Raw genomic sequence first — 20433 nt, forward strand, 5'->3', positions numbered from 1 at the left:
TTCTCAGCGGGCCGCGCGGGCGGCCAGGGCCTGCGCCAGCGCCCCCAGCGGACGGTTCTCGAACACCATGCGCACCGGGCGCTCCACGTCGATCTCCTTGCGGACCCGCTGGGCGAGCTGCACCGCGGAGATGGAGTTGCCGCCGAGCGCGAAGAAGTCGTCCTCGGGGCCGACCTGTTCGAGCCCGAGCAGCTCCCGTACGTGCTTCATGACCACCTGCGCCGCCCTGTCGGCCTGCGCCGAGCCGGTCGTCGCCGTCTCACCCGCGGCGGGCGCCGCCGGCGCCGACTCCGCCTCGCCGCCCACCACGTCGAGAACGTCCCGGTCCAGCCACCGCGCGGGCAGCCCGGTCCGGTACGGCGCCGCCGACGAGACGGCCGCGCCCTCCACGCACAGCTCGCCCAGCACACCGGGCGGGCAGGGCCGCAGCGCACTGTCACGGACCGACACCCGGGAGCGCGGCACGGCGCGTACCGTCGGCCCGGCCGCGGGTACGTCCTGCCCCGGGACACGGCTGTGATGGAACGCCGGACCCGCCGTACGGGCGGTCTGGTACGAGCCGTGCAGCGCGACCGCCGGGTAGTGCCGGGACCAGCGTGCGGCCAGCGCCGGGTCGACCAGACCGCGGACCAGCACCTGGCGCAGCGCCGGGAAGGCGGGCGCGGTGCCCGCGGCGTCGGCCGCGTCGACCAGCAGGACCAGCCCGGGGACGTCCACTTCCAGCACGGTGACGTCGGAGCCGCCCTCGTCCAGGGCCGCGTCGGTCAGCGGTGCGGAGCCGGTCGGCAGCCGCAGCTCGGCGCCGCGCAGCAGCGGCGTCACGAAACGCCACGCGGGCACCTCCGCCCCGACGGCCGTCTGGAACAGCACCGCGTCCGCGTCCAGGGCCAGCAACTCCGCCTCGGCCAGTGCCACATCGCGTACGGAGGTGTGGTCGGTGACCCAGGCCAGCGGGCCGGTGCCGGTGCCCGTATGGGAGGCCGGGCCGGGGTCGCCGTCGGCCGGGTCGCCCTCGGCGAGTACGGCGTAGGCCGGTCCCGCCGGCTCGGTGGGTGCCGGGGCGACCGGTTCCTGCCGGGCCGCCGCCGCACGCAGCTCCGCGAAGGAGAGCCACGGCACGCGGGTGACCGCGGGCGCCTCCCGGTCGCTGAACACCGCCGCGAGCGCTGCTTGCGCGCTCTGCCCGCCGCCCGCCGTACCCGCCGCGTCCGGCGCATGCGTCACGAAGCCCGCGCCGCTCTTCCACACCGCGAGGGCCGCCTCGACCCGGTCGACCGGGTCCGCCAGATCGATGCCGACCAGCGCGCCCGCGCCCACGTCGTACGTGTCGCGGAGGGCACGCGCCAACCGGTCGGTGCCCGCCTCCAGTTCGGCCCGGGTGACGACCCGGTCGCCGCAGCGCAGGGCCGTCGCGTCGGGTGCCTTCGCGGCCTGGTCGGCCAGCAGCGCCCAGACCGGGCCCGCCGTCGTCCCCTCGGTGTCCGCCCCCTCGCCGTACGACAGCAGTTCGTGCCGGTCGTTGTCCGTCAGGTGGTCCAGCGCGTCCAGCGGCCGCCCGGTGTCGTCGAGCATGGCGCGCAGCAGCGTCAGGTAGTAGTACGGCAGTCGCTCGGTCAGCTCCGCCGCGAACAGGTCGTCGGCGATGTCGAAGTCGAACCGGTAACCCTCGGCCGTCTCCAGGATGTTGACCGCCACCGCGTACGCCGCGTAGCGGATCGGGAGGGCCGCCGCCTCCGTGACGCGCACCCCCGGCAGGCTCGGCGGAGCCAACTCGCGGTCGAAGGCGATCGAGGTGCCGAGCAGGTCGCTGCGCAACTCGCCCGCGGCGCCGCCGAGATCGGCCACCAGCTCCGCGAACGGGTGGTTCTGGTGCTCCAGCGCGTCGAGCAGCCGCTCCTGCACCTCGGTGAGGAGCGCGGCGACACTGCGGTCACCGGCCGGGCGCACCCGTAGCGGCAGCACATTGGTGCAGTAGCCGACGACCTCGTCGAACTGCGGTGCCCGCCGCGCCGCGGCGACCGGCAGCACCACGTCGTCCTGCCCGGTCAGCCGGTGCAGCGTCGCCGCCCACACCGACACCAGGTACGCGAAGACCGTCACGCCGCCGGCGGCGGCGCCCTCGCGCAGCCGCCGGGCCAGGCCGCTGTCGACGGTCACGCTGTGCCGGGACGCCCGGTACGGCGGGGTGCCCGTCGCGCGGACCACGGGCAGCCGCAGCTCCGGCGCGCCGTCCAGGACCGCGTGCCAGTAGTCGCGGTGCCCGGCCGCCTCGGCGCCGGTACGGGCCTCCTCCTGCCAGTCGAGGAAGGAACGGAAGGGGACGGCGGGCGGCAGCGCGGCGGCGGCCGCGGACCCGCCCGCCTCGTACAGCGCGAACAGGTCGCGCAGCACCGTGGTGGTGGACCAGCCGTCGGCGACGCTGTGGTGCACGACCAGCAGCAGCAGATGCCGCTCGGGGGCGGTCCGCACCAGCCGGACCCGGAAGACCGGGCCGCGCTCCAGGTCGAAGGGGCGGTCGGCCTCGGCGTCGAGGAGCTCGGTCAGCCGTCGCTCGCTGTCGCAGGCGCTCTCCTCGAACACCTCGTCGAGAGCGTCCCCGTCGCTGTCGCGGACGACCAGCGTCTCGCCGTCCGGGCTGAAGGTGGTCCGCAGCGACTCGTGCCGGGCCACCAGCGCCCGGACGGCGGTGCGCAGCGCGGCCGGGTCGACCGGCCCCTCCAGCCACAGCGCGGTCGACAGGTTGTACGCCAGCGAACCGTCGGTCCCGGTCTGGGCCAGCGCCCACAGCTGCTTCTGCGCCAGACTCGCCCGCGCCCGCGCCCGCGCCGGGGCGGCGGGCGCCGCCACCGGCGCCGGGCCCTCAAGTGCCGCCATGCTCGCGGCCGTCGGGGACACCCCGGTCGCCGCCGGTGCCGCGCCACGCCCGCGGGAGACACCGCTCGCCCTGTCCAGGACGCCGTTCTCCCGCATCTCCCGGATCGTGTCGCGTACGGCCTCGCGCACATGGTCGAGATCGGCCTGCTCGTGCGCGGTCGACAGGAAGCAGTTGCGCCACTCCCACATGAACACACCGCGGTCGACGAGGTTGGTGTAGAAGAGGTCGACGTTCGCGTCGTGCTCGAACCGGAACAGCGACGAGAACCGGCGGATCTCGATCGGCGCCTCGAACTCCCGCAGATCCTGGTTGAGCAGGTCCACGAACTCCGCCGTCCTGCGGTTCAGCCCCTCCTGCAGCGCGGGCCCCTCGGCACGCAGATGGTCCAGCACCGCCTTGGAGGCGACCATCGACAGCGGGTGCTGGTTGAAGGTGCCGCCGAAGAAGGTGGACTCGACGGCCGGGTACGAGGTGTCGCCGAAGTTCCAGACACCGCCGTCGATCGCGTCCATCACACCACCGCGCCCGGCGATCACTCCCAGCGGCATTCCGCCGCCGATGACCTTCCCGTACGTCACCAGGTCCGCCTCGATGCCCAACAGGCCCTGGACGCCGCCGGGATGGCAGCGGAAGCCGGTCACCATCTCGTCGAACATCAGCAGTACGCCGTGGGCCGTGGTGAGTTCGCGCAGCCGGTGCAGGAAGCCGGGGTCCTGCTCACCGGGGTGCCTGGTGGTGACCGGCTCGGTGACGACCGCGGCAAGCTCCGAGCCGTGCTTGTGGATGAAGTCCAGCGCCTCGGCCGAGCCGAACTCCAGCACGTACACGCTCTCCACCGCGCTCGGCGAGATGCCCACGGCGATGGGCTGCGAGCGCAACCGGCCGTTGTCGTAGCGGGGTGAGGCGAGCACCCCGTCGGAGTGGCCGTGGTAACCGGTGGAGAACAGCACGATCTTGTCGCGTCCGGTGGCCGCGCGGGCCAGCCGCAGCGCGGTGATCACCGCCTCGCTGCCGGTGTTGACGAAGGCGACCCGGTCCATGCCGGTGAGTTCGAGGATGCTGCCCGCCACGTCCTCGACCAGTTCGGTACGCGGGCCGAGGACGAAGCCCTCCTCCATCCGCTCCCGCAGCGCGTCCATGACGAGCGGCGGGTTGTGGCCCAGGAGATGGACGCCGAAGCCCATGGTGAGATCGACGTACTCGTTGCCGTCGACGTCCCACACCCGGGCGCCACGCCCGCGCTCGGCGACCAGCGGGTACAGCAACTCCTTGGTGGAGGGCCGGAATCCGATGGTGGACCTGCTGTCCGACACCTTGGGCCGGTAGCGCTGGGCGAACTCCTTGGAGCGCCGGGTGCGGTCACCGTGCCGCTTGGTCAGCGTCTCCAGATACCGGGCCCGCTTGGCGGTCTCCGCCGGTGCGGCGCCCGAGGCCCGCTTCCCGGGGGCGAGCGGCGCCCGGGGCTTCTCCGCGGGCCGGGGCGCCGCCTGTACGGGCTGGGGCCGTAGCTGGACCTGGGGTTGCGGCGGTACCGGCGGGGGCTGCTCCTGGCCCGCCATCAGCTCCAACTGCCGCTGCATCACCCGCAACTGCTCCATCGCGAGGCGTTCGAGCTGGGACATGGACGCGGGGTCGACACCCGCGGGCGCGGCGGTCGGCAGCGGGGTGGTCACCGACGCGGCGACCGGTGTGACGACCGGTGCGGCCGGGGGCTCGGCGGCCGCGGGCGCGTCAGCCGGTGGTGCGGTGAGCGCGGTGGCGGGCGCGTGCGACCGCAGGTAGTCCGCGAGTTCGGTCAGGGTCTGGAACTCCCCGAAGAACTGCCGCAGCGAGAGCTTGCAGCCGTAGCGATCCTCCAGCACCGGCAGCACGCTGAGCAGCATCATCGAGTCGCCGCCCAGCTCCAGGAAGGGCACCTCGGGGTCCAGGTCCTCCGGAGCGACCTTGAACCGCTCGGCGACGATGGCGATGAGTTCCGGCAGGAGGGGATCCACGGACTGTTCCTCGCTCTTCGGGTCTACGACGGACGGGGACGGGGACTCGGACGGGGCATGAGCCGCGGGCCGGGACGGTTCGGGCATCGGGACCGGCGGTGGTGCCGCTTCGGCGGGAGCCGCCGGCGCCTCGGGCCAGTACCGCTTGCGCAGCATCGGATGCGTCGGCAGCGGCACCCGCCGCCGCCGCTCTCCGGGGTAGATCAGGCTCCAGTCGACGGACCGGCCCGCGAGCCAGCGGCTGCCCATGTCCTCCAGCACGTCACCGGAGAGCAGCGGCTCGTCCCCGGCCATGGCGTCGCCGTCGCGGTACGTGGCGCGGCGCAGCGCGCGGGCCGCCTCGACGCGGTCGCGGGCCACCAGCATGCGGCGGTAGCGGTGCGCCTGCCGCCCGCGCTGGAGGGTGAACGCGACATCGGCGGGGTTGAGTCCGGGGTGGTCGTCCAGGTGCCTGCGCAGGGCGACGGTCGCCTCGTCCAGCGCCTCAGGGCTCTTGGCCGACAGCACGAACAAGTGCCGTCGCGCGGGGGAGGGTTCGTCCGGTACCTCCGCGGCCTCCTGCAGCACCACATGGGCGTTGGTGCCGCCGATGCCCAGCGAGCTGACCCCCGCGATCCGCGGGCGGCCCGCCGACGGCTCCCAGTCCGCCGACTCGGCGGCGACGTAGAAGGGGGAGTCGATGAGGCCGATCTCCGGGTTGGGGACGCGGAAGTTGAGGCTCGCCGGGATCCGCCGGTGGCGCAGCGCCAGGACGGTCTTGATCAGACCGGTGATGCCCGCGGCGCAGTCCAGGTGGCCGACGTTGGCCTTCACCGAGCCGATGGCGCAGTAGCCGCGCCCGTTGGCGGGTCCGGTGGCGAACGCCTGGGACAGGGCCTTGATCTCGACGCTGTCACCCAGCGGCGTACCGGCCCCGTGGGTCTCCACGTACGACACGTCGGCCGGGTCGACCTCCGCCGCTTCGAGCGCCTCGCGTACCGCGCGCGCCTGCCCGGCGACGCCGGGAGCCGCGTAACCGGCGCGCTGCGCACCGTCGTTGGTGAGGGCGGAGCCGCGGATCACCGCGAGGACGGTGTCACCGTCGGCGAGGGCGTCCTCCAGCGGGCGCAGGACCACGACCCCGGCGCCGTCGCCGAAGATCAGCCCGTTGGCGTCGGCGTCGAAGGGGCGGCAGCGGCCGTCACCCGAGCGCGTGCCGCCGGGGCGCCAGAGGTATCCGGTGTGCTGCGGGACGCGCAGCGCGACACCGCCCGCCAGCGCCATGTCGCACTCGCCGCCCAGCAGTTGCCGGCACGCCAGGTGCACGGCGACCAGGGAGCTGGAGCAGTAGGTCTGGACGGTGAACGCCGGTCCCGTGCAGTCGAGTTTGTAGGCGGTCTTCGTGGCGAGGGCGTCCGGCTCGTTGCTCGCCTTGATGAACTCGTCGGTGACGTTGTCGTACTCGGGGCCGTTCAGCAGGTCGCCGTACCCGCTGCGGCGGGTGCCCGCGTACACGCCGACCGCGCCCTTGTACGTGCCCGGCGCGTGCCCCGCGCCCTCCAGCGCCTCCTGGCAGATCTCCAGGAAGATCCGCTGCTGCGGATCCATGATCTCGGCCTCCCGGCCGGTGTAGCCGAAGAAGGCGGCGTCGAACTGGTCGATGTGCCGCAGGTGGGAGCCGCGTTTCACGTAGTCCGGGTCGGCCAGCAGTGCCGGGGGCACACCCGCCCGTTCCAGTTCGAGGTCGGAGTAGTCCCGTACCGCCTCCTTGCCCTCGTCCAGGGCGGTCCAGAACGCGTCCGGACTGTCGCTGCCGGGGAAGCGCCCCGCCATGCCGACGACGGCGATGCTCGTCTCCTGGTTCATCCGTCTGAGCCCCTTCGTCGATTGCCGCGGCCACGGGCCCTCCGTGCCTGGCGCTGAGCGGACATGCCCCGGTCGTCCCGGCCGCCCCCGCCGTCCGGCGCGTCCTTGTCCAGATGCGCCAGCAGGTGGTCGATCGTCGGGTTCTCCAGCAGGTCCGTGGTGCTCAGCGGGGTGCCCAGCTCGTCCGTGATCCGCTGGGCGAGCTGGACGGCGAGCAGCGAGTCGCCGCCCATGTCGAACAGGCTCTGGTCGAAGCGCTCGATGTCGGCGCGCAGCACCTCGGACCACAACCGCACGAGCGTGCGCCGCAGTTCGTCGCCGTGCAGCGGCCGCCTCGCCGCGGCGGGCCGCGCCACCGGCTCCGCGGGCCGGGACCAGCGCTGGATCCGCCGGTCGAGCTCCTCGGTGGACACCGCCAGCCGGGAGTACGGCGTGGCGCGCAGGGTCAGCTCGAAGACCTCGGCGCCCTCCTCGGGCGTCAGGGCCAGCCGCCGCACCTCCTGCCAGCTGCGGGAGCGGAGATCACCGGCCGGGGGAGCGGTCTCGGGGAAGGCCCAGCCCTCCCAGGCCACGCTGAGCACGGCGTGCCCCTCGGCGGCGTCGCGTTGCGCGAGCGCGTCGAGGAACCGGTTGGCGGCGGCGTATCCGGCGTAGCCGACACCGCCGACGACCGACGACAGGGAGGAGACCATGCAGCCGAAGACCTCCGGCCGGCCGGCGAACACCTCCCGCAGCACCAGCGCACCGGTGACCTTGGGGGCCAGGATCTCCCGCCATCCGGCCCGGTCGGTGACGTCGATCCAGCGGGCCACCTCGGCGGTCGGCAGCCCGGCGGCGTGGAACCAGCCGTCGACCTCGCCGAAGCGCAGTCGTGCGGCCTCGACGACCGCGGCCATGGCGTCGCGGTCGGTGACGTCCGCCGCCGCGACCAGCACCTCGCCGCCGAGCCGTTCGATGGCGCGCAGCGTCACGATGGTGCGGCTGACAGGGTCCTCGGCGCCGTGCTCGGCGATCCAGCGGTCGTACGCCTCGGGGGCGGGGAAGGCCGAGCGGCCGGTGAGGACGAGCCGCGCGCCGCAGCTCGCGGCCAGCCGCTCCGCGAGGGTCAGCCCGATCCTGCCCAGACCTCCGGTGATCAGATAGACCCCCTGCGGGGTGAGCCGTCCGGGACCGCCCAGCCGCGCCGCGGGTACCCGGGCGAAGCCGGGCACCCAGCGCCGGGTGCCGCGCAGCGCCACCGACGGCTCGGCGTCGGCCAGCACCTCGGCCAGCAGGGCGTGCGGCGGTACGGGGCCGGGGCCGAGGTCGACCGTCCGGCAGTGGACGCGCGCCGACTCCTGCCGGATGACCGCGCACGCCGCGTCGACCATCCCCGCGTCCGGGCAGACCCGCTCGTCCCCGAGGACGTCGTGCACCCCGCGGGTGACGGCGGTGAGCCGCAGCGGTCCGGTGGACGGTGTCCTGGCGAGGCTCCTGGCGAGGTCGAGGACGCTGAACAGGCCGCGTTCCAGGGCGCTTTCCACGGATGCCGTGCTGAGCGGCGCCTCGGGATCGGTGTCCAGTGTCCACAAATGGACGATCCGGTCGGGCAGCTGACCGTCGGTCAGCAGCGCGTCGCAGAGCGCCGCGCAGTCGCCCGGGGCCGCCGGGTCGAGGGTGAAGTCGTCCGCGGCCGACCGGTGGAAGGCGGCGCCCGGCCGGACCACGGTGACGCCCGCCCCCAGCGCCCGCAGTTCCGCGGCCAGCAGCTCACCCGTACCGCCGCGGTCGGCGAACACCAGCCAGCGGCCCTCGGGCGCGGGGGACAGGGGCACGGGGCCGAGCCGCTGCCAGGTCTCGGCGTGGATCCAGTCGGCCGGGGTGCGGCCCTCGCCGGTCCGGCGGTCGCGGTCGGACGGCGGGCGCAGCCTCAGCTCCTGACGGTGCATCGGATGGGTGGGCAGCGGCACCCGGCGGCGTCGCTCGTCGCGCCAGCCGGTCCAGTCCACCGCGACGCCCGCCTCCCACAGCCGCCCCGCGACCTCCAGCAGCCGGGCCGCCGCGGGCCTCGGCGCCGAGGCATCGTCCGGGGCACCGCCCGGGGCGGCGACGGTGTCGTGCCCGAGCAGCCGGGGGTCGTCGCGCAGCGCGGCGGGCGGGCGGCCGACGGCCAGCACCAGGTCACCGGCAGAGGGGTCGGCGAACGCCTCGGCGAGCCGCTCACCCCGCCAGATCTCCCGGGTCCAGTGCGCGCCGTCCAGCGCCCGGTCCTCCGCGAGCACCCCGCCGGTGACGGCGGACAGCACGGGGATCCGCGGCGTCCGCGGGGTGAGGACGGGCGGGTCGGGGACCGCTCCGGCACGCCAGGCGAGCACCGCCATCGCCTCGGACGGCTTCAGCACCCGGGCCACGCACGCGGCCAGCAGCTCCCCGGCGCCCTGGCCGCCGACCGCCCGCGGTTCCACACCGGATCGCAGCCACAGGGCGGCGAGCGCGTGCCGGGCCGCGAAGTCGTCGAACTCCCGCCGTGCGGCGGGCGGTCGCAGCAGCGTGTGCGAGCGGCGGGCCGCTTCCCGTACGCCCGGCAGCTCGCTGCCGAGGTCCTCGAAGCCGTCGGGCTCGCCCTCGCCCAGCAGCAGCGCCACGCCCGCGCGGCCCGCGTCGGTGTCGCAGACGCGCCCGGGGGACCGTAGTGCTGCCGCCGCCTGCCGCGGGTCGGCGGCCACCACCGTCCTGCGGTGCGCGAAGGCGCGGCGGCCCACCCGCAACGTGAAGGCGGCGTCGGCGAGTTCGGGCGCGTCGGGAGCGGTGAGGGCGTCCGCGAGCGCCGCGGTGTGCTCGTGCAGCGCCGCCTCCGTCCTGGCGCTCACCGCCAGCAGGTGCCATCCGGTGCTCGGCGCGGCGGGCGGCTGGAGGGGCGCCTCTTCCAGGACGACATGGGCGTTGGTGCCGCCGACCCCGAAGGAGCTGACCCCGGCCCTGCGCGGTACGTCACCCCGCGGCCAGGGGATCGGCAGCGTGTTGACCCGGAAACCGCCGTCGGCCAGCGGCACTTCGGGGTGCGGGCGGCCGAAGGTGGGATGTCCGGGGATCTCCTCGTGCCGCAGGCACAGCACCGTCTTGATGAACCCGGCGATGCCCGCGGCGGCCGCCAGATGCCCCATGTTGGCCTTCACCGAGCCGAGGACGCACGGCGCGGCGCGCTCACCGCCCAGCGCGAACGCCTCGCGCAGCGCCGCGAACTCGATGGGATCGCCGAGCGCGGTGGCGGTGCCGTGCGCCTCCACGTAACCGATACCCGCGCTGTCCACTCCCGCGACCGCGTGCGCCTCGGTGATGACGGCCCGCTGGCCCGCGATGCTCGGCGCGGTGTAACCGATCTTGTCGGAGCCGTCGTTGTTGACGGCCGACCCCTTGACGACCGCCAGCACGCGGTCGCCGTCGTCCAGCGCCTCGCCCAGCCGTTTGAGCGCCACCATGCCGACGCCGTCACCGAAGGTCGTACCGGACGCGGCGGCGTCGAACGGACGGCAGCGCCCGTCGGGCGACATCATCAGCCCGTCCTGGTACAGGTAGCCGGGATACGGGTTGGCGACCACGCACACCCCGCCGACCAGCGCGATGTCGGACTCCCCGGTCAGCAGGCTCTGCACGGCCAGATGGACGGCCACCAGCGAGGTGGAGCAGGCCGTCTGCACATTGACGCTCGGCCCCTTGAGCCCGAGCTTGTACGAGACCCTGGTCGGCAGGTAGTCCTTGTCGTTGGTGAGCATGATCTCGGTGCCGTCGTACGACAGCAGGTCGACGGAACGCGCCACCACGTTGGTGAGATAGGTGTTCATGGTGGCCCCGGCGAAGACCCCGACGGCCTCGTCGCCCGAGCCGCCCGCGTAGCCGGTGGTCTCCAGCAGTTCCCAGGCCGTCTCCAGCACCAACCGCTGCTGAGGGTCGAGGAGTTCGCCCTCACGCCGGGAGAAGCCGAAGAACTCGTGGTCGAAGTCGTAGGCGTCGGGCAGGGATGCCGACATCCTGACGAACCCCGGGTCCGACACCAGGTGTTCGGGGGTCCCGGCCGCGGTCAGCTCCTCGTCGGTGTGGAAGGTGCGCAGGTCGTGGCCCGCCCGCAGGCGCTGCCAGAACCGGGGGAGGTCCGGCGCGCCGGGGAACCGGCCCGCGGCGCCGATCACCGCGATGTCGCCCGGCCTCGGCTCCTGGCCTTGCGCGTACTGCTCAGTCATCCGCGTCCTTAGATGGGTCCGATGTCCGCCGTTCGGCGCCGCGCCGCCGCGTCAGGGGCCGGGCCGGGGCCATGTCGCGGCGCCGGGCGGCCCGGCGCCTGCCCCGGTCGTCGTCCAGGCCGCCGATGCCGTCCATGCCGTCCGTGCCGTTCTCGTCGTCGTAGCCACCGGAGTCGGTGCCGCCGTCCGCGAAGTCCGCACCGCCCGCGCCGGGTTGTTGCCCCTTCGCGGGCCCGGGCCCCGCTCCGAGCCGCCGGGCCAGATCGGCGACCGTGGGGAAGCGGAACAGCTCGTTCACCGCCAGCGGCCGATCGGGGAAGTCGGCGGCGAGCAGCCGGTGCACCTGGAGCAGCAGCATCGAGTTGCCGCCGATGTCGAAGAAGTTGTCGTGCGCGCCCACGCTCCGCCGGTGCAGCACCCGTTGCCAGATCCCGGCCACCGTGCGCTCCGCGCCGCTCAACGCGGCTGCGGCGGGCCGCGTCACGTCCGCCGCCCCGTCGCCGCGGGCCACACGCGCGGCCAGCGCGGCACGGTCCACCTTGCGGTTGCCGGTCACCGGCAGCGCGTCGAGGAACAGCAGCGACGCGGGCACCATGTACCCGGGCAGCCGTGCCTGGAGCGCGGTCCGCAGCCCGCCCTCGTCCGGTGCCGCCCCCGCCTCGGGCACCACGCAGGCGACGAGCCGCCGGTCGTCGGCGCCGCCGCCCACGACCAGGGCGACCGCCCGCGCGACGCCCGGCAGCGCGGCCAGCTGCGCCTCGACCTCCTCCAGCTCGACCCGGTAGCCGTTGATCTTCACCTGGTGGTCGACGCGCCCCAGGATGTCGAGGCGGCCGTCGGGACCGACCCGGGCCAGATCGCCCGTCCGGTACATGCGCGCGCCCGGGGGCCCGAACGGGTCGGGCAGGAAGCGTTCCCGGTCCAGTTCGGGGCGGCGCAGATACCCCCGGGCCACGGCCGGTCCGCTGATGTGCAGTTCGCCCGCGACCTCGGGCGGCGCCGGTCGGCCGTGCCGGTCCAGCACATGGGTGCGGGCGTTGGCCAGCGGTACCCCCACGGGCACCCCGGAGCCGGTGCAGTCCTCGGGGCGTACCCGCTGGGCGGTGACGAACACCGTCGTCTCGGCGGGCCCGTACAGATTCCACAGCGCGTCGCACCAGCCGAGGAACTCCGCGGCCAGCGGGGCCGGGAGCTGCTCCCCGCAGGAGAAGACCTGCCGCACGGCCAGTGCGTCCGCCCCGCGGCGGCGCAGCACCCCGGCCAGCCCGTGCAGCCCGGAGGGCGTCAGGGTGAGGTGGGTGACGCGCTCGGCGGCCAGCAGGTCGTGGAAGTCGTCGGGAGCCCTTCGGGTCGCCTCCGGTACGACCACCAGGCAGGCCCCGGACAGCAACGGCCCCCACAGCTCCCACACCGAGAGGTCGAAGGCGGTGGAGTGGAACAGCGTCCACACGGCGCTCTCGTCGGGCGGCACCAGCGCGGCCGCGGCGTCCATCAGACTGAGCACGTTCGCGTGCGCCACGTCGATGCCCTTGGGCTCACCCGTGGAACCCGAGGTGTAGACGGTGTACGCCAGATCGTGCGCGCCGACGGGCGTACCGCTGACGGGGTCCTCCTGCGCCGGGCCCGGGTACGCGCCGTCGTCCATCACCAGCGCCCGCGCCCCCAGGCCGTCCAGCGGCCCGGTGAACTCCTTGTGCGTGAGCACGGTCCCGGCCCGGCAGTCGGCCAGCAGCGTCCGCCACCGGGCGGGCGGGTGGTGCGGGTCGAGGCAGACATACGCGGCCCCGGCCTTCAGCACGGCCAGGATCGCCACGACGAGGTCCTCGTGCGGCGCCAGCAGCACCGCGACCCGCTCCCCGGGCCGAACGCCCGCGGCTCGCAGCCGCGCCGCCCACCGGTCGGACAGCGCGTCGAGCGCGCCGTAGCTCAGCGCGCGGTCCGCGTACCGTACGGCCGTCCGCCCGGCGTACCGCCGCGCCGTCCGTGTGAAGCGGCGCACCAGACTGTCGGATGTGTCGAGGGCGGCGGGGAGTTGACCCTGACCGGAGTCCTGGCGGTCACCGTCGCCGTCGCGCGTCAGCGGCAGCTCGGTCAGCGGCCGGTCGGGCTCCGCCATGGCGCCGCGCAGCAGGTGGGTGAAGTGGGCGACGGCCCGCCGCGCCGCGTCCGCGGAGAAGACCGCCTTGCGGTACTTGACGACACCCAGCAGCCGCTCGCCGTCCTGGACGATCTCCAGGATCAGGTCGAGCTGGTCCTCCTGCTGCGACAGCCGGAAGGGCCGCAGGGTCAGCCCGCCCCAGGAGACCGGTGTCGCGTGCTCGACGCCCATGTACAGCGAGGCGAGTGCGGGCAGCCGCTGCGGCTTCTGGTAGATGAACATGGTCGGGAACAGCGGGTTGCGCCCGGCGGCCCTGGCCGGAGCCAACTCCCGTACCAGCAGCTCGAACGGGTAGTCCTGGTACTCCAGCGCCTCGGTGACCAGACGCCGGGTGACCCGCAGCGCCTCGCGGAGGGTCGGCGCGCCGCGGAAGTCCGCGCGGAGCACCGACGGGTCCACGAAGTAGCCGACGCAGCGATCGAACACGGGGTCGGTACGGCCCGCCACCGGGGTGCCGACCAGCACCTCGTCGTCACCGGTGTAGCGGCTGATCAGGAGTTGATAGAGCGTCAGCAGCAGCACGTACGGCGTCACCTTCTCCTGCTTGGCGAAGGCGAACACCTCCCGCGCCAGGTCGTCGGGGAGCGCGAACTCGGCGGACGCGCCACCGGTCCGCTCGCCCGGATCGAGCCGGAACGCGGGCCACTCACCGGCCGGCAGGTCGCCGCCGAGCCGCTCGTGCCAGTACGCCCGGGCCCGCGCACCCCGCTCGTCCGCGAGCAACTCCCGCTGGTGGTCGACGAAGTCGGCGTACGTCACCGGGAGCGCGGGCAGGCTAACGGTCTCCTGCCGCACCTCGCCCCCGTACAGCGCGCCCAGTTCCTCCACGAGGGTGCCCAGCGAGTGGAAGTCGACGACCAGGTGGTGCATCACCAGCAGCACCACCGCCTCGCCCGGCGCGACATCGAACACATGGGCGCGGACGGGGGGTCCGGCCATGATGTCCAGCGGTGCGCGGTAGGCCGCGTGCACGCGTGCGCGCAGGGTGTCCTCGTCCCAGCCGTGGGCCGCCACCACCTCGAAGCCGGGCTCCAGCCAGCCGTGGACGGTCTGCCGGGCCGAGACGTCCCAGCCCTGGAAGGTGGTGCGCAGCGTCGCGTGCCGGGTGACCAGCGCGCGCAGCGCCTCACGCAGGGCGTCCGGGTCGAACCCGCCGGTGAAGCGGGCGGCGAAGCCGACGTGGTACGCGGCGCTGTCCGGCTCCAAGTGGTGGAGCAGCAGCAGGGAGTGCTGGCCGTGCGAGAGCGGGACCTCGGTCCTGGCCTGCTCCGCGCGGCGCCGCAGCATCTCCCGCAGCCGGTGGCGGGTGGCGTGGTCGGTCATGCCGTCCTCAACTCTCCTCAGCTCCTCGGTCTCCCCGTGCCGCTGACTCGTCTAGCGACTCCTCCAGCGCCCGGATCTCCGCCTCGCTGAGGGTGTCGAGCGCCGCCAGCAGCCGCTCGGCCTCCGCGGGCGACAGCGCGCCGGTATCGCTCGTGCCGCCGGTGCCGCTCGTGCCGTCCGTGTGGTGGGCTTCGCCCGTGTCGCTCCGCGGAGCCGGGGACTCCCGCGGCGCCCGTACGGCGGGGGCGCCGCCGCGCAACCGGTCGAGCAGCGCGTCCGCCAGGTTCTGGAAGGCGTCGGCGTCGAGCAGCCCGGCGAGCGGCAGGTCGATCGCCAGATCGCGGCGGATGGTGCCCCGGACCTCGACGGCGAGCAGCGAGTCCAGGCCGAGCGCGGTCAGCGACACGTCGGGGCCGATCTCGGTCTCGGACATGCCGAGCCGGGCCGCGAGCATCTGCCGCAGATACGTGGTGACGCCCGCCGCGCGCTGCTCGTCGGTCGCGAACTGCCAGTCTCGGCGCAGGGCTTGGGCCGCGCTCTCGCGTGACGGGGCGCTCGCGCCCTCGGCCGGGGAGCTGACCGCTCCGGGGACGGCCGGGCTCGCGGCCACGGCCCTGCCCTGCGGGTAGCGCTCCCGGTAGCGGGTCCAGTCGACCTGGAGGACGCCGCAGTGGGCGTACCCGCCGGCCAGCGCCTGGTCCAGGGCCTCGAAGGCGGGTTCCGGGTCGAGCGGGGTGTACCCCGCCGCCGTGAGCCGGGCCCGCAGCCGCGGGTCGAGCCGGTCCGCCATGCCGATGCTCCACGGGCCCCAGCCGACGCTGAGCGCGGGCAGCCGCAACGCCCTGCGGTAGTGCGCGAACCCGTCGAGGAAGGCGTTCGCCGCGGCGTAGTGCGCCTGTCCGGGCGAGCCCAGGAAGGCGGCCGTGGAGGAGAAGAGGACGAACTGCTCCAGGGCGCAGCCGAGGGTCGCCCGGTGCAGATGCCACGTCCCGGCGATCTTCGGTGCCATGACGTCGGCGAAGGACTCCCAGCCGAGCCGGGAGACGGCGGCGTCGTCGATGACGCCCGCCGCGTGCACCACGCCCCGCAGCCCGCCCCACTCCCGCTCCGCGCGGGCCACCAGCTCCTCGACCGCGGCCTCGTCGGTCACGTCGAGCGCCGCCACGGTGACCCGCAGGCCCGACGCCTCCAGGTCCGCGACGGCAGCCGCGGCCGCCGGGCCCGGCACGGACCGCGAGGCGAGCACGACATGGCGTACCCCGCGCCCGGCCAGCCAGGCGGCGGCCCGCAGGCCCAGTGCTCCCAGGCCGCCGGTGACGAGCGAGCACCCCTGGCCGCTCGACCGCACCCCGTCACCGCGCCCCGTGACAGCCGCGCGGCGCAGCCCGCCGCGGTACCACCGGCCGCCGCGTATCGCGGTCTCACCGGGCAGGCCGGGCGTCCCGAGCGCGGCGCCGAGCAGGGCCAGCGATCCGGCCGGGTCGGCGGGGTCCACCTCGCACAAGCCGACCGCCAGCTCCGGCAGTTCGAGCGAAACGGTGCGACCCAGGCCCCACAGCGCCGAGGGGTGCGGATCGGACACCTCCGCGGGCCCGGCGACGGCGACGGCGCCGCTCGTCACCAGGGTCAGCGACAGCAGTTGACCATCCGTCAACTCCGCGGCCCGCAGGGCGGCGGGCACGCTGCCGCACAGGGTGCGCAGACCGGCCTCGTCGTAGCGGCCGCCGTCCGGCGCCAGGCAGTGCACGAGGTGCGCCGGGCCGGACTCGCGGAAGAGCTGGCCCAGTTGGTCCGGGTCGGCGGGGTCCAGGGCGACGTGGCCTTCGTCGTGCCGGACGAAGTCGGTGCCCGCCTCCACCGCGGTGCAGTGGGCGCCGCGGGCGCGGACCCGGTCCACCAGATGCTTGGCGTAGCCCCGCGGGTCGCCCAGCACGATCCAGGTGGCGCCGTCCAGCCGTGCCGGGGCGGGCGCCGGGAACTCCTCCCAGGTCCCCACGTGCACCAGCCCCTCCGGGCGCACGCCGGTCAGCTGGGAGCGGGTGAGGAAGCGCAGTTCGAGGCCGAGCAGGTCGAGGCGCGGCCGTCCCTCCTCGTCCTCCAGCCAGACGTCCACCACCGCGCGCTGGTCGTCCACGACGCGCGGCACGACACGCACCCGCCCCGCGTCGCGGTCGCCGAGCGCCGGACGCAGGGTGGCCCGCGCGATCCGGAACGGCAGCAGCACCCGGCCCCCGAAGGACCCGCCCGACCGCACCAGCACCGCGGCGATCGCGGTCTGCACGCAGGCGTCCAGGACGGCCGTTTCGCGTTCCCTGGCGGTCGGAGCGGCCAGGGCCACCGCGGCGACCGTCTCCCGGCCGATCACGCTCAGCCGCTCGATCCAGCGGAAGGCGGGCCCGAACCGGAAGCCGTCCGCGCGCAGCGCCGCGTACAACCGGTCGACGTCCTGCGGCACATGAGGTTCCCGCGGCCGCGGCGGCGGGGCCGCGGACGGTGCCGCGGTGTCGAGGGCGGCGATCCGGCCCTCGGCGTGCACGTGCCAGGAGTCCTCGTCGTACGGGCCGCCGGAACCGCCGTCCAGGCCCAGTACGCGGACCGGGGACCAGCCGTCCTCGTCGGGACCGGCGACGATCTGCAGGCTGTGGTCGGCGCCGTCCGCCACCAGGGCGCGCGGGAACACCAGATCTGTCACCACCGCGCCCGCCCGGCCCGTGACCGCCTCCAGCATGCAGGCGGTGTGGTACGCGCCCGGCACCACCGGGCGGTCCATGATCACGTGGTCGTCCAGGGACGGCAGCGTCGCCGTACTCACCGAGGTCTCGAACCTCCGCTCGGCGGAGCCGGGCAGCGCCAGCCTGCGCAGGGCGGGCAGCGCACCGGGCAACGTACCGGCCGACACACCGGCCGACACACCCGACCGCACCCCGGGCGGCTCCGCGTCGGCCGTGCGCGCCGGTTCCGGCTGGGATCCCCGCCCCCCGTCGCGGTCCGCCCAGTAGCGGTGCCGGGCGAAGGGATAGAGCGGGGCGGGCACCCGGCCGCGTCCGTACGGACGGTAGTACGCGGGCCAGTCGACGGCGGCGCCGTCCGCGTCCAGCCGGGCCAGCGCGGTCAGCAGCGCCGTGGTGTCGGGCTGCTTGCGGGCCAGGCTCGTCATCCAGCGGTCCGGCGGGCCGCCGGCCTGGAGGCGGCCGAGCGCGGCGAGCGTGCCGGAGGGACCGATCTCCACGAAGTGGGTCAGGCCGCTGCCGAGCAGCGCCGCGACCCCGTGCGAGAACCGCACCGGAGCGGTCAACTGCCTTGCCCAGTAGTCCGGTCCGATCTCCGCGTCACCCGCGGGCGCGCCGCTGAGGTTGGTGACGAACGGCAGCCGGGGCGCGCCGTGCGCGATGTCCCGCGCCGCCGCCCGCAGTCGCTCGGTCGCCGGAGCCATCAAGGGGGAGTGGAAGGCGTGGGTGGTGTCCAGGGCCGTGGTGTGCCAGCCGCGCGCCGCGAACTCGCCCTCCAGGGCGGTGATCGCGTCCGTGGCGCCGGAGACGGTGACCCGGCCCGGGGCGTTGTACGCGGCCACGGTCACCTGCCCGCCGTGCGCGGCGACCAGCCGCTCCACCTCCGCGCTGTCGGCGCCGCCGACGGCGATCATGCGTCCGGCGTCCGGCAGTTCGGCCACCGCCTGCCCGCGCGCGGCGACCAGGCGCATCGCGTCGGCCACGTCCAGCACTCCCGCGGCGCACGCGGCCGCGAACTCGCCGAGGCTGTGGCCGATGACCGCCGCGGGGCGGATGCCGAGCCCGTCCCACAGCTCCGTCAGCGCCAACTGCACCAGGAAGAAGACCGGTTGCAGCAGTTCCGCCCGCCCGAGCGGCTCCGCGTCGGCGAGCACCTTCAGCGGATCGGTGCCGGTCAGGCTCTCGAACGCGGGCGCGTGCCGGTCGACGGCGGCCCGGAAGAGGGGGTTGTCCCGGTACAGGTCGAGCGCCATGCCCGGATACTGCGAACCCTGCCCGGAGTAGAGGAACGCGATCCGCGGCCGGTCCGCCGGGGCGGTGTCCTGGTGCAGCGGCGCGGTCCCGCCGGACAGCCAGGACTCCAGCCGCTCGGCGGCCCGTTCGGCGATGTCGGCGGTGACACCGACCCGGTGGGCGAACCGGCGCCGCCCGACCTGCCCGGTGTACGCCAGCGCCCGCAGATCGGCCCCGGGCTCGCGCAGCCGGGCGGCCCAGTCGCGGGCCAGCTCCCGCAGGCCCTCCGCGGTCCTGGCCGAGACCGTCATCAACTCGGCCGCGGGCTGCGGAACCGCCGCGGCCCGCTGCCCTGCCGCCGCGGGCGCCTCCTGCAGTACGGCGAAGGCGTTGGTGCCGCCGATCCCGAGGCTGTTGACCGCGGCGCGGCGCGGCGCCGCCGTCCACTCCAGCGGCTCCCGGTTGACGTAGAAGCCGCTGTCCTCCAGCCGGAGCCGGGGGTTGGGCCGCTCGAAGTACGGGCTGGGCGGCAGCACCCCGTGGTGCAGCGCCAGCGTCGTCTTGATCAGCCCGGCGACACCCGCGGCCGCCTCCAGATGGCCGACCAGCGCCTTGACCGAGCCGACGGCCCGGGAGCCGTCGCGGCCCAGCGCCCGTCCCAGCGCGGCCAGTTCGACGGGGTCGCCCATGGCCACGCCCGTGCCGTGCGCTTCCACATAGCCGATGCCGGCCGGGTCGACGCCCGACACGGCCAGCGCCTGCCGCATGGCCCCCAGCTGCCCCGGCAGGCTGGAGGCCCCGTAACTCGCCTTGTCCCCACCGTCGTTGTTGACGGCGGTGCCCAGCACGGTGGCGTAGACGGTGTCCCCGTCGCGCAGCGCGTCCTCCAGCGGCTTGAGCACCACCGCGCCCACACCGCTGCCGAAGAGCGTGCCGGACGCCCGCTCGTCGAAGGGCAGGCACCGGCCTTCGGGCGACAGGATGCCGCCGTCGCGGTGGAAGTACCCGGCGGCGGTGGGCACCCGTACGGTCGCACCACCGGCCAGCGCCACCGCGCACTCGCCGTTGAGCAGGCTCTGGCACGCCATGTGCACCGCGACCATCGAGGTCGAGCAGGCGGTCTGCACGGTCAGCGCGGGCCCGGTGAGGTTGAGCTTGTACGACACCCGGGTGGCCAGGAAGTCCTTGTCCACGCCGAGGTGTTCGAGGGACGCGGTGGGGTCGGGCAGCCGTCCGCCGGAGCCGAGCACCTCGGGCAGATAGCCCGCCATCACCCCGCCCGCGCCGCCGAACACCCCGACGTGCGACGGCGCCCCGCCGGGTGTCATCAGCCCGGCGTGCTCCAGCGCGTGCCAGCACGTCTGCAGGAACAGCCGGTGCTGCGGGTCGAGGACGGCCGCCTCCCGGGGGGACATGTCGAAGAAGGGCGCGTCGAACCGGTCGACGTCGTCGAGGACCGCGGCGGACTTCACATAGTCGGGGTGTGCGAGCCACGCCTCGTCGACACCGGCGCGGCGCAGCTCCGCGTCGGTGAGGTCGCGTACCGCCGAGCGGCCCTCGGCGACCATGTCCCAGTACGCGTCGAGGTCCGGCGCGCCGGGGAAGCGGCCCGCCATGCCGACGATGGCGACCTGCCCCTCGACTCCGGGCGAGTCGTGGCCGGTCACGCGTCGTTCCCGGCGGCGAGCCGGGCGGCGCGGTTGCCCCTGGCCACCGCCCGCCGCGGCCCCGGCCGCTCGTCGGCCGCGTCCGGCGCCGTCCCGTCACCGGGAGCCGGCCCGTCGGCCTCGTCGTAGGCGCGCAGCAGGTCCCCGACGGTGCGCACACTGGTGATGGCGACCCGCTCGGCGAACGGATCGGTGCCCAGCTCCAGTTCGAGCACCGCGACGATACGGGCCAGATGCAGCGAGGCGAGCCCGAGCTGGTCGACCAGCGACTGGTCCTCCTCGACGCGGTCCACGTCCCCGCCCACCTCGTTGACCACTTCGAGCACGGTGGCCTTGATCAGCTCGTGCCTGTCCACTGCCATCTGGTCTCTCCTTCTCGTCCCGGTCGGCGC

At 74.9% G+C, this 20433-nt stretch carries 5 protein-coding genes; all 5 read right to left on the reverse strand.

What is annotated here, in order from left to right; genetic code table 11:
* Positions 1 to 3 precede the first annotated feature (3 nt).
* The 5 genes from AB0M29_RS14160 to AB0M29_RS14180 are packed head-to-tail and all read right to left on the reverse strand — an operon-like array spanning position 4 to position 20403.
* A complete protein-coding gene (locus AB0M29_RS14160) occupies positions 4 to 6714 on the reverse strand; it encodes an aminotransferase class III-fold pyridoxal phosphate-dependent enzyme (protein ID WP_365382516.1) in 6711 nt (2236 codons plus the stop codon).
* Entirely contained in the window at positions 6711 to 10931 is a 4221-nt protein-coding gene (locus AB0M29_RS14165; RefSeq protein WP_365382517.1) for an SDR family NAD(P)-dependent oxidoreductase, read from the reverse strand. The genes AB0M29_RS14160 and AB0M29_RS14165 overlap by 4 nt, the downstream gene beginning before the upstream one ends.
* Complete coding sequence (locus AB0M29_RS14170) at positions 10924 to 14412, reverse strand: amino acid adenylation domain-containing protein (RefSeq protein WP_365382518.1); 3489 nt, start codon at positions 14410 to 14412, stop codon at positions 10924 to 10926. The genes AB0M29_RS14165 and AB0M29_RS14170 overlap by 8 nt, the downstream gene beginning before the upstream one ends.
* Positions 14413 to 14419: 7 nt before the next feature.
* A complete protein-coding gene (locus tag AB0M29_RS14175) occupies positions 14420 to 20041 on the reverse strand; it encodes a type I polyketide synthase (RefSeq protein WP_365382519.1) in 5622 nt (1873 codons plus the stop codon).
* Entirely contained in the window at positions 20038 to 20403 is a 366-nt protein-coding gene (locus AB0M29_RS14180; RefSeq protein ID WP_365382520.1) for an acyl carrier protein, read from the reverse strand. Before AB0M29_RS14180 ends, AB0M29_RS14175 begins: the two co-directional genes overlap by 4 nt.
* Positions 20404 to 20433 lie beyond the last annotated feature (30 nt).

Origin of the sequence: Streptomyces sp. NPDC051976 (assembly GCF_040680795.1) — a bacterium.
Classification (GTDB): domain Bacteria; phylum Actinomycetota; class Actinomycetes; order Streptomycetales; family Streptomycetaceae; genus Actinacidiphila.

What these genes read in the sequence shown, in the direction of transcription:
- AB0M29_RS14160 (WP_365382516.1), bottom strand. Translation starts at nt 6,714, where the DNA reads ATGAACCAGGAGACGAGCATCGCCGTCGTCGGCATGGCGGGGCGCTTC.
- AB0M29_RS14165 (WP_365382517.1), bottom strand. Translation starts at nt 10,931, where the DNA reads ATGACTGAGCAGTACGCGCAAGGCCAGGAGCCGAGGCCGGGCGACATC.
- AB0M29_RS14170 (WP_365382518.1), bottom strand. Translation starts at nt 14,412, where the DNA reads ATGACCGACCACGCCACCCGCCACCGGCTGCGGGAGATGCTGCGGCGC.
- AB0M29_RS14180 (WP_365382520.1), bottom strand. Translation starts at nt 20,403, where the DNA reads ATGGCAGTGGACAGGCACGAGCTGATCAAGGCCACCGTGCTCGAAGTG.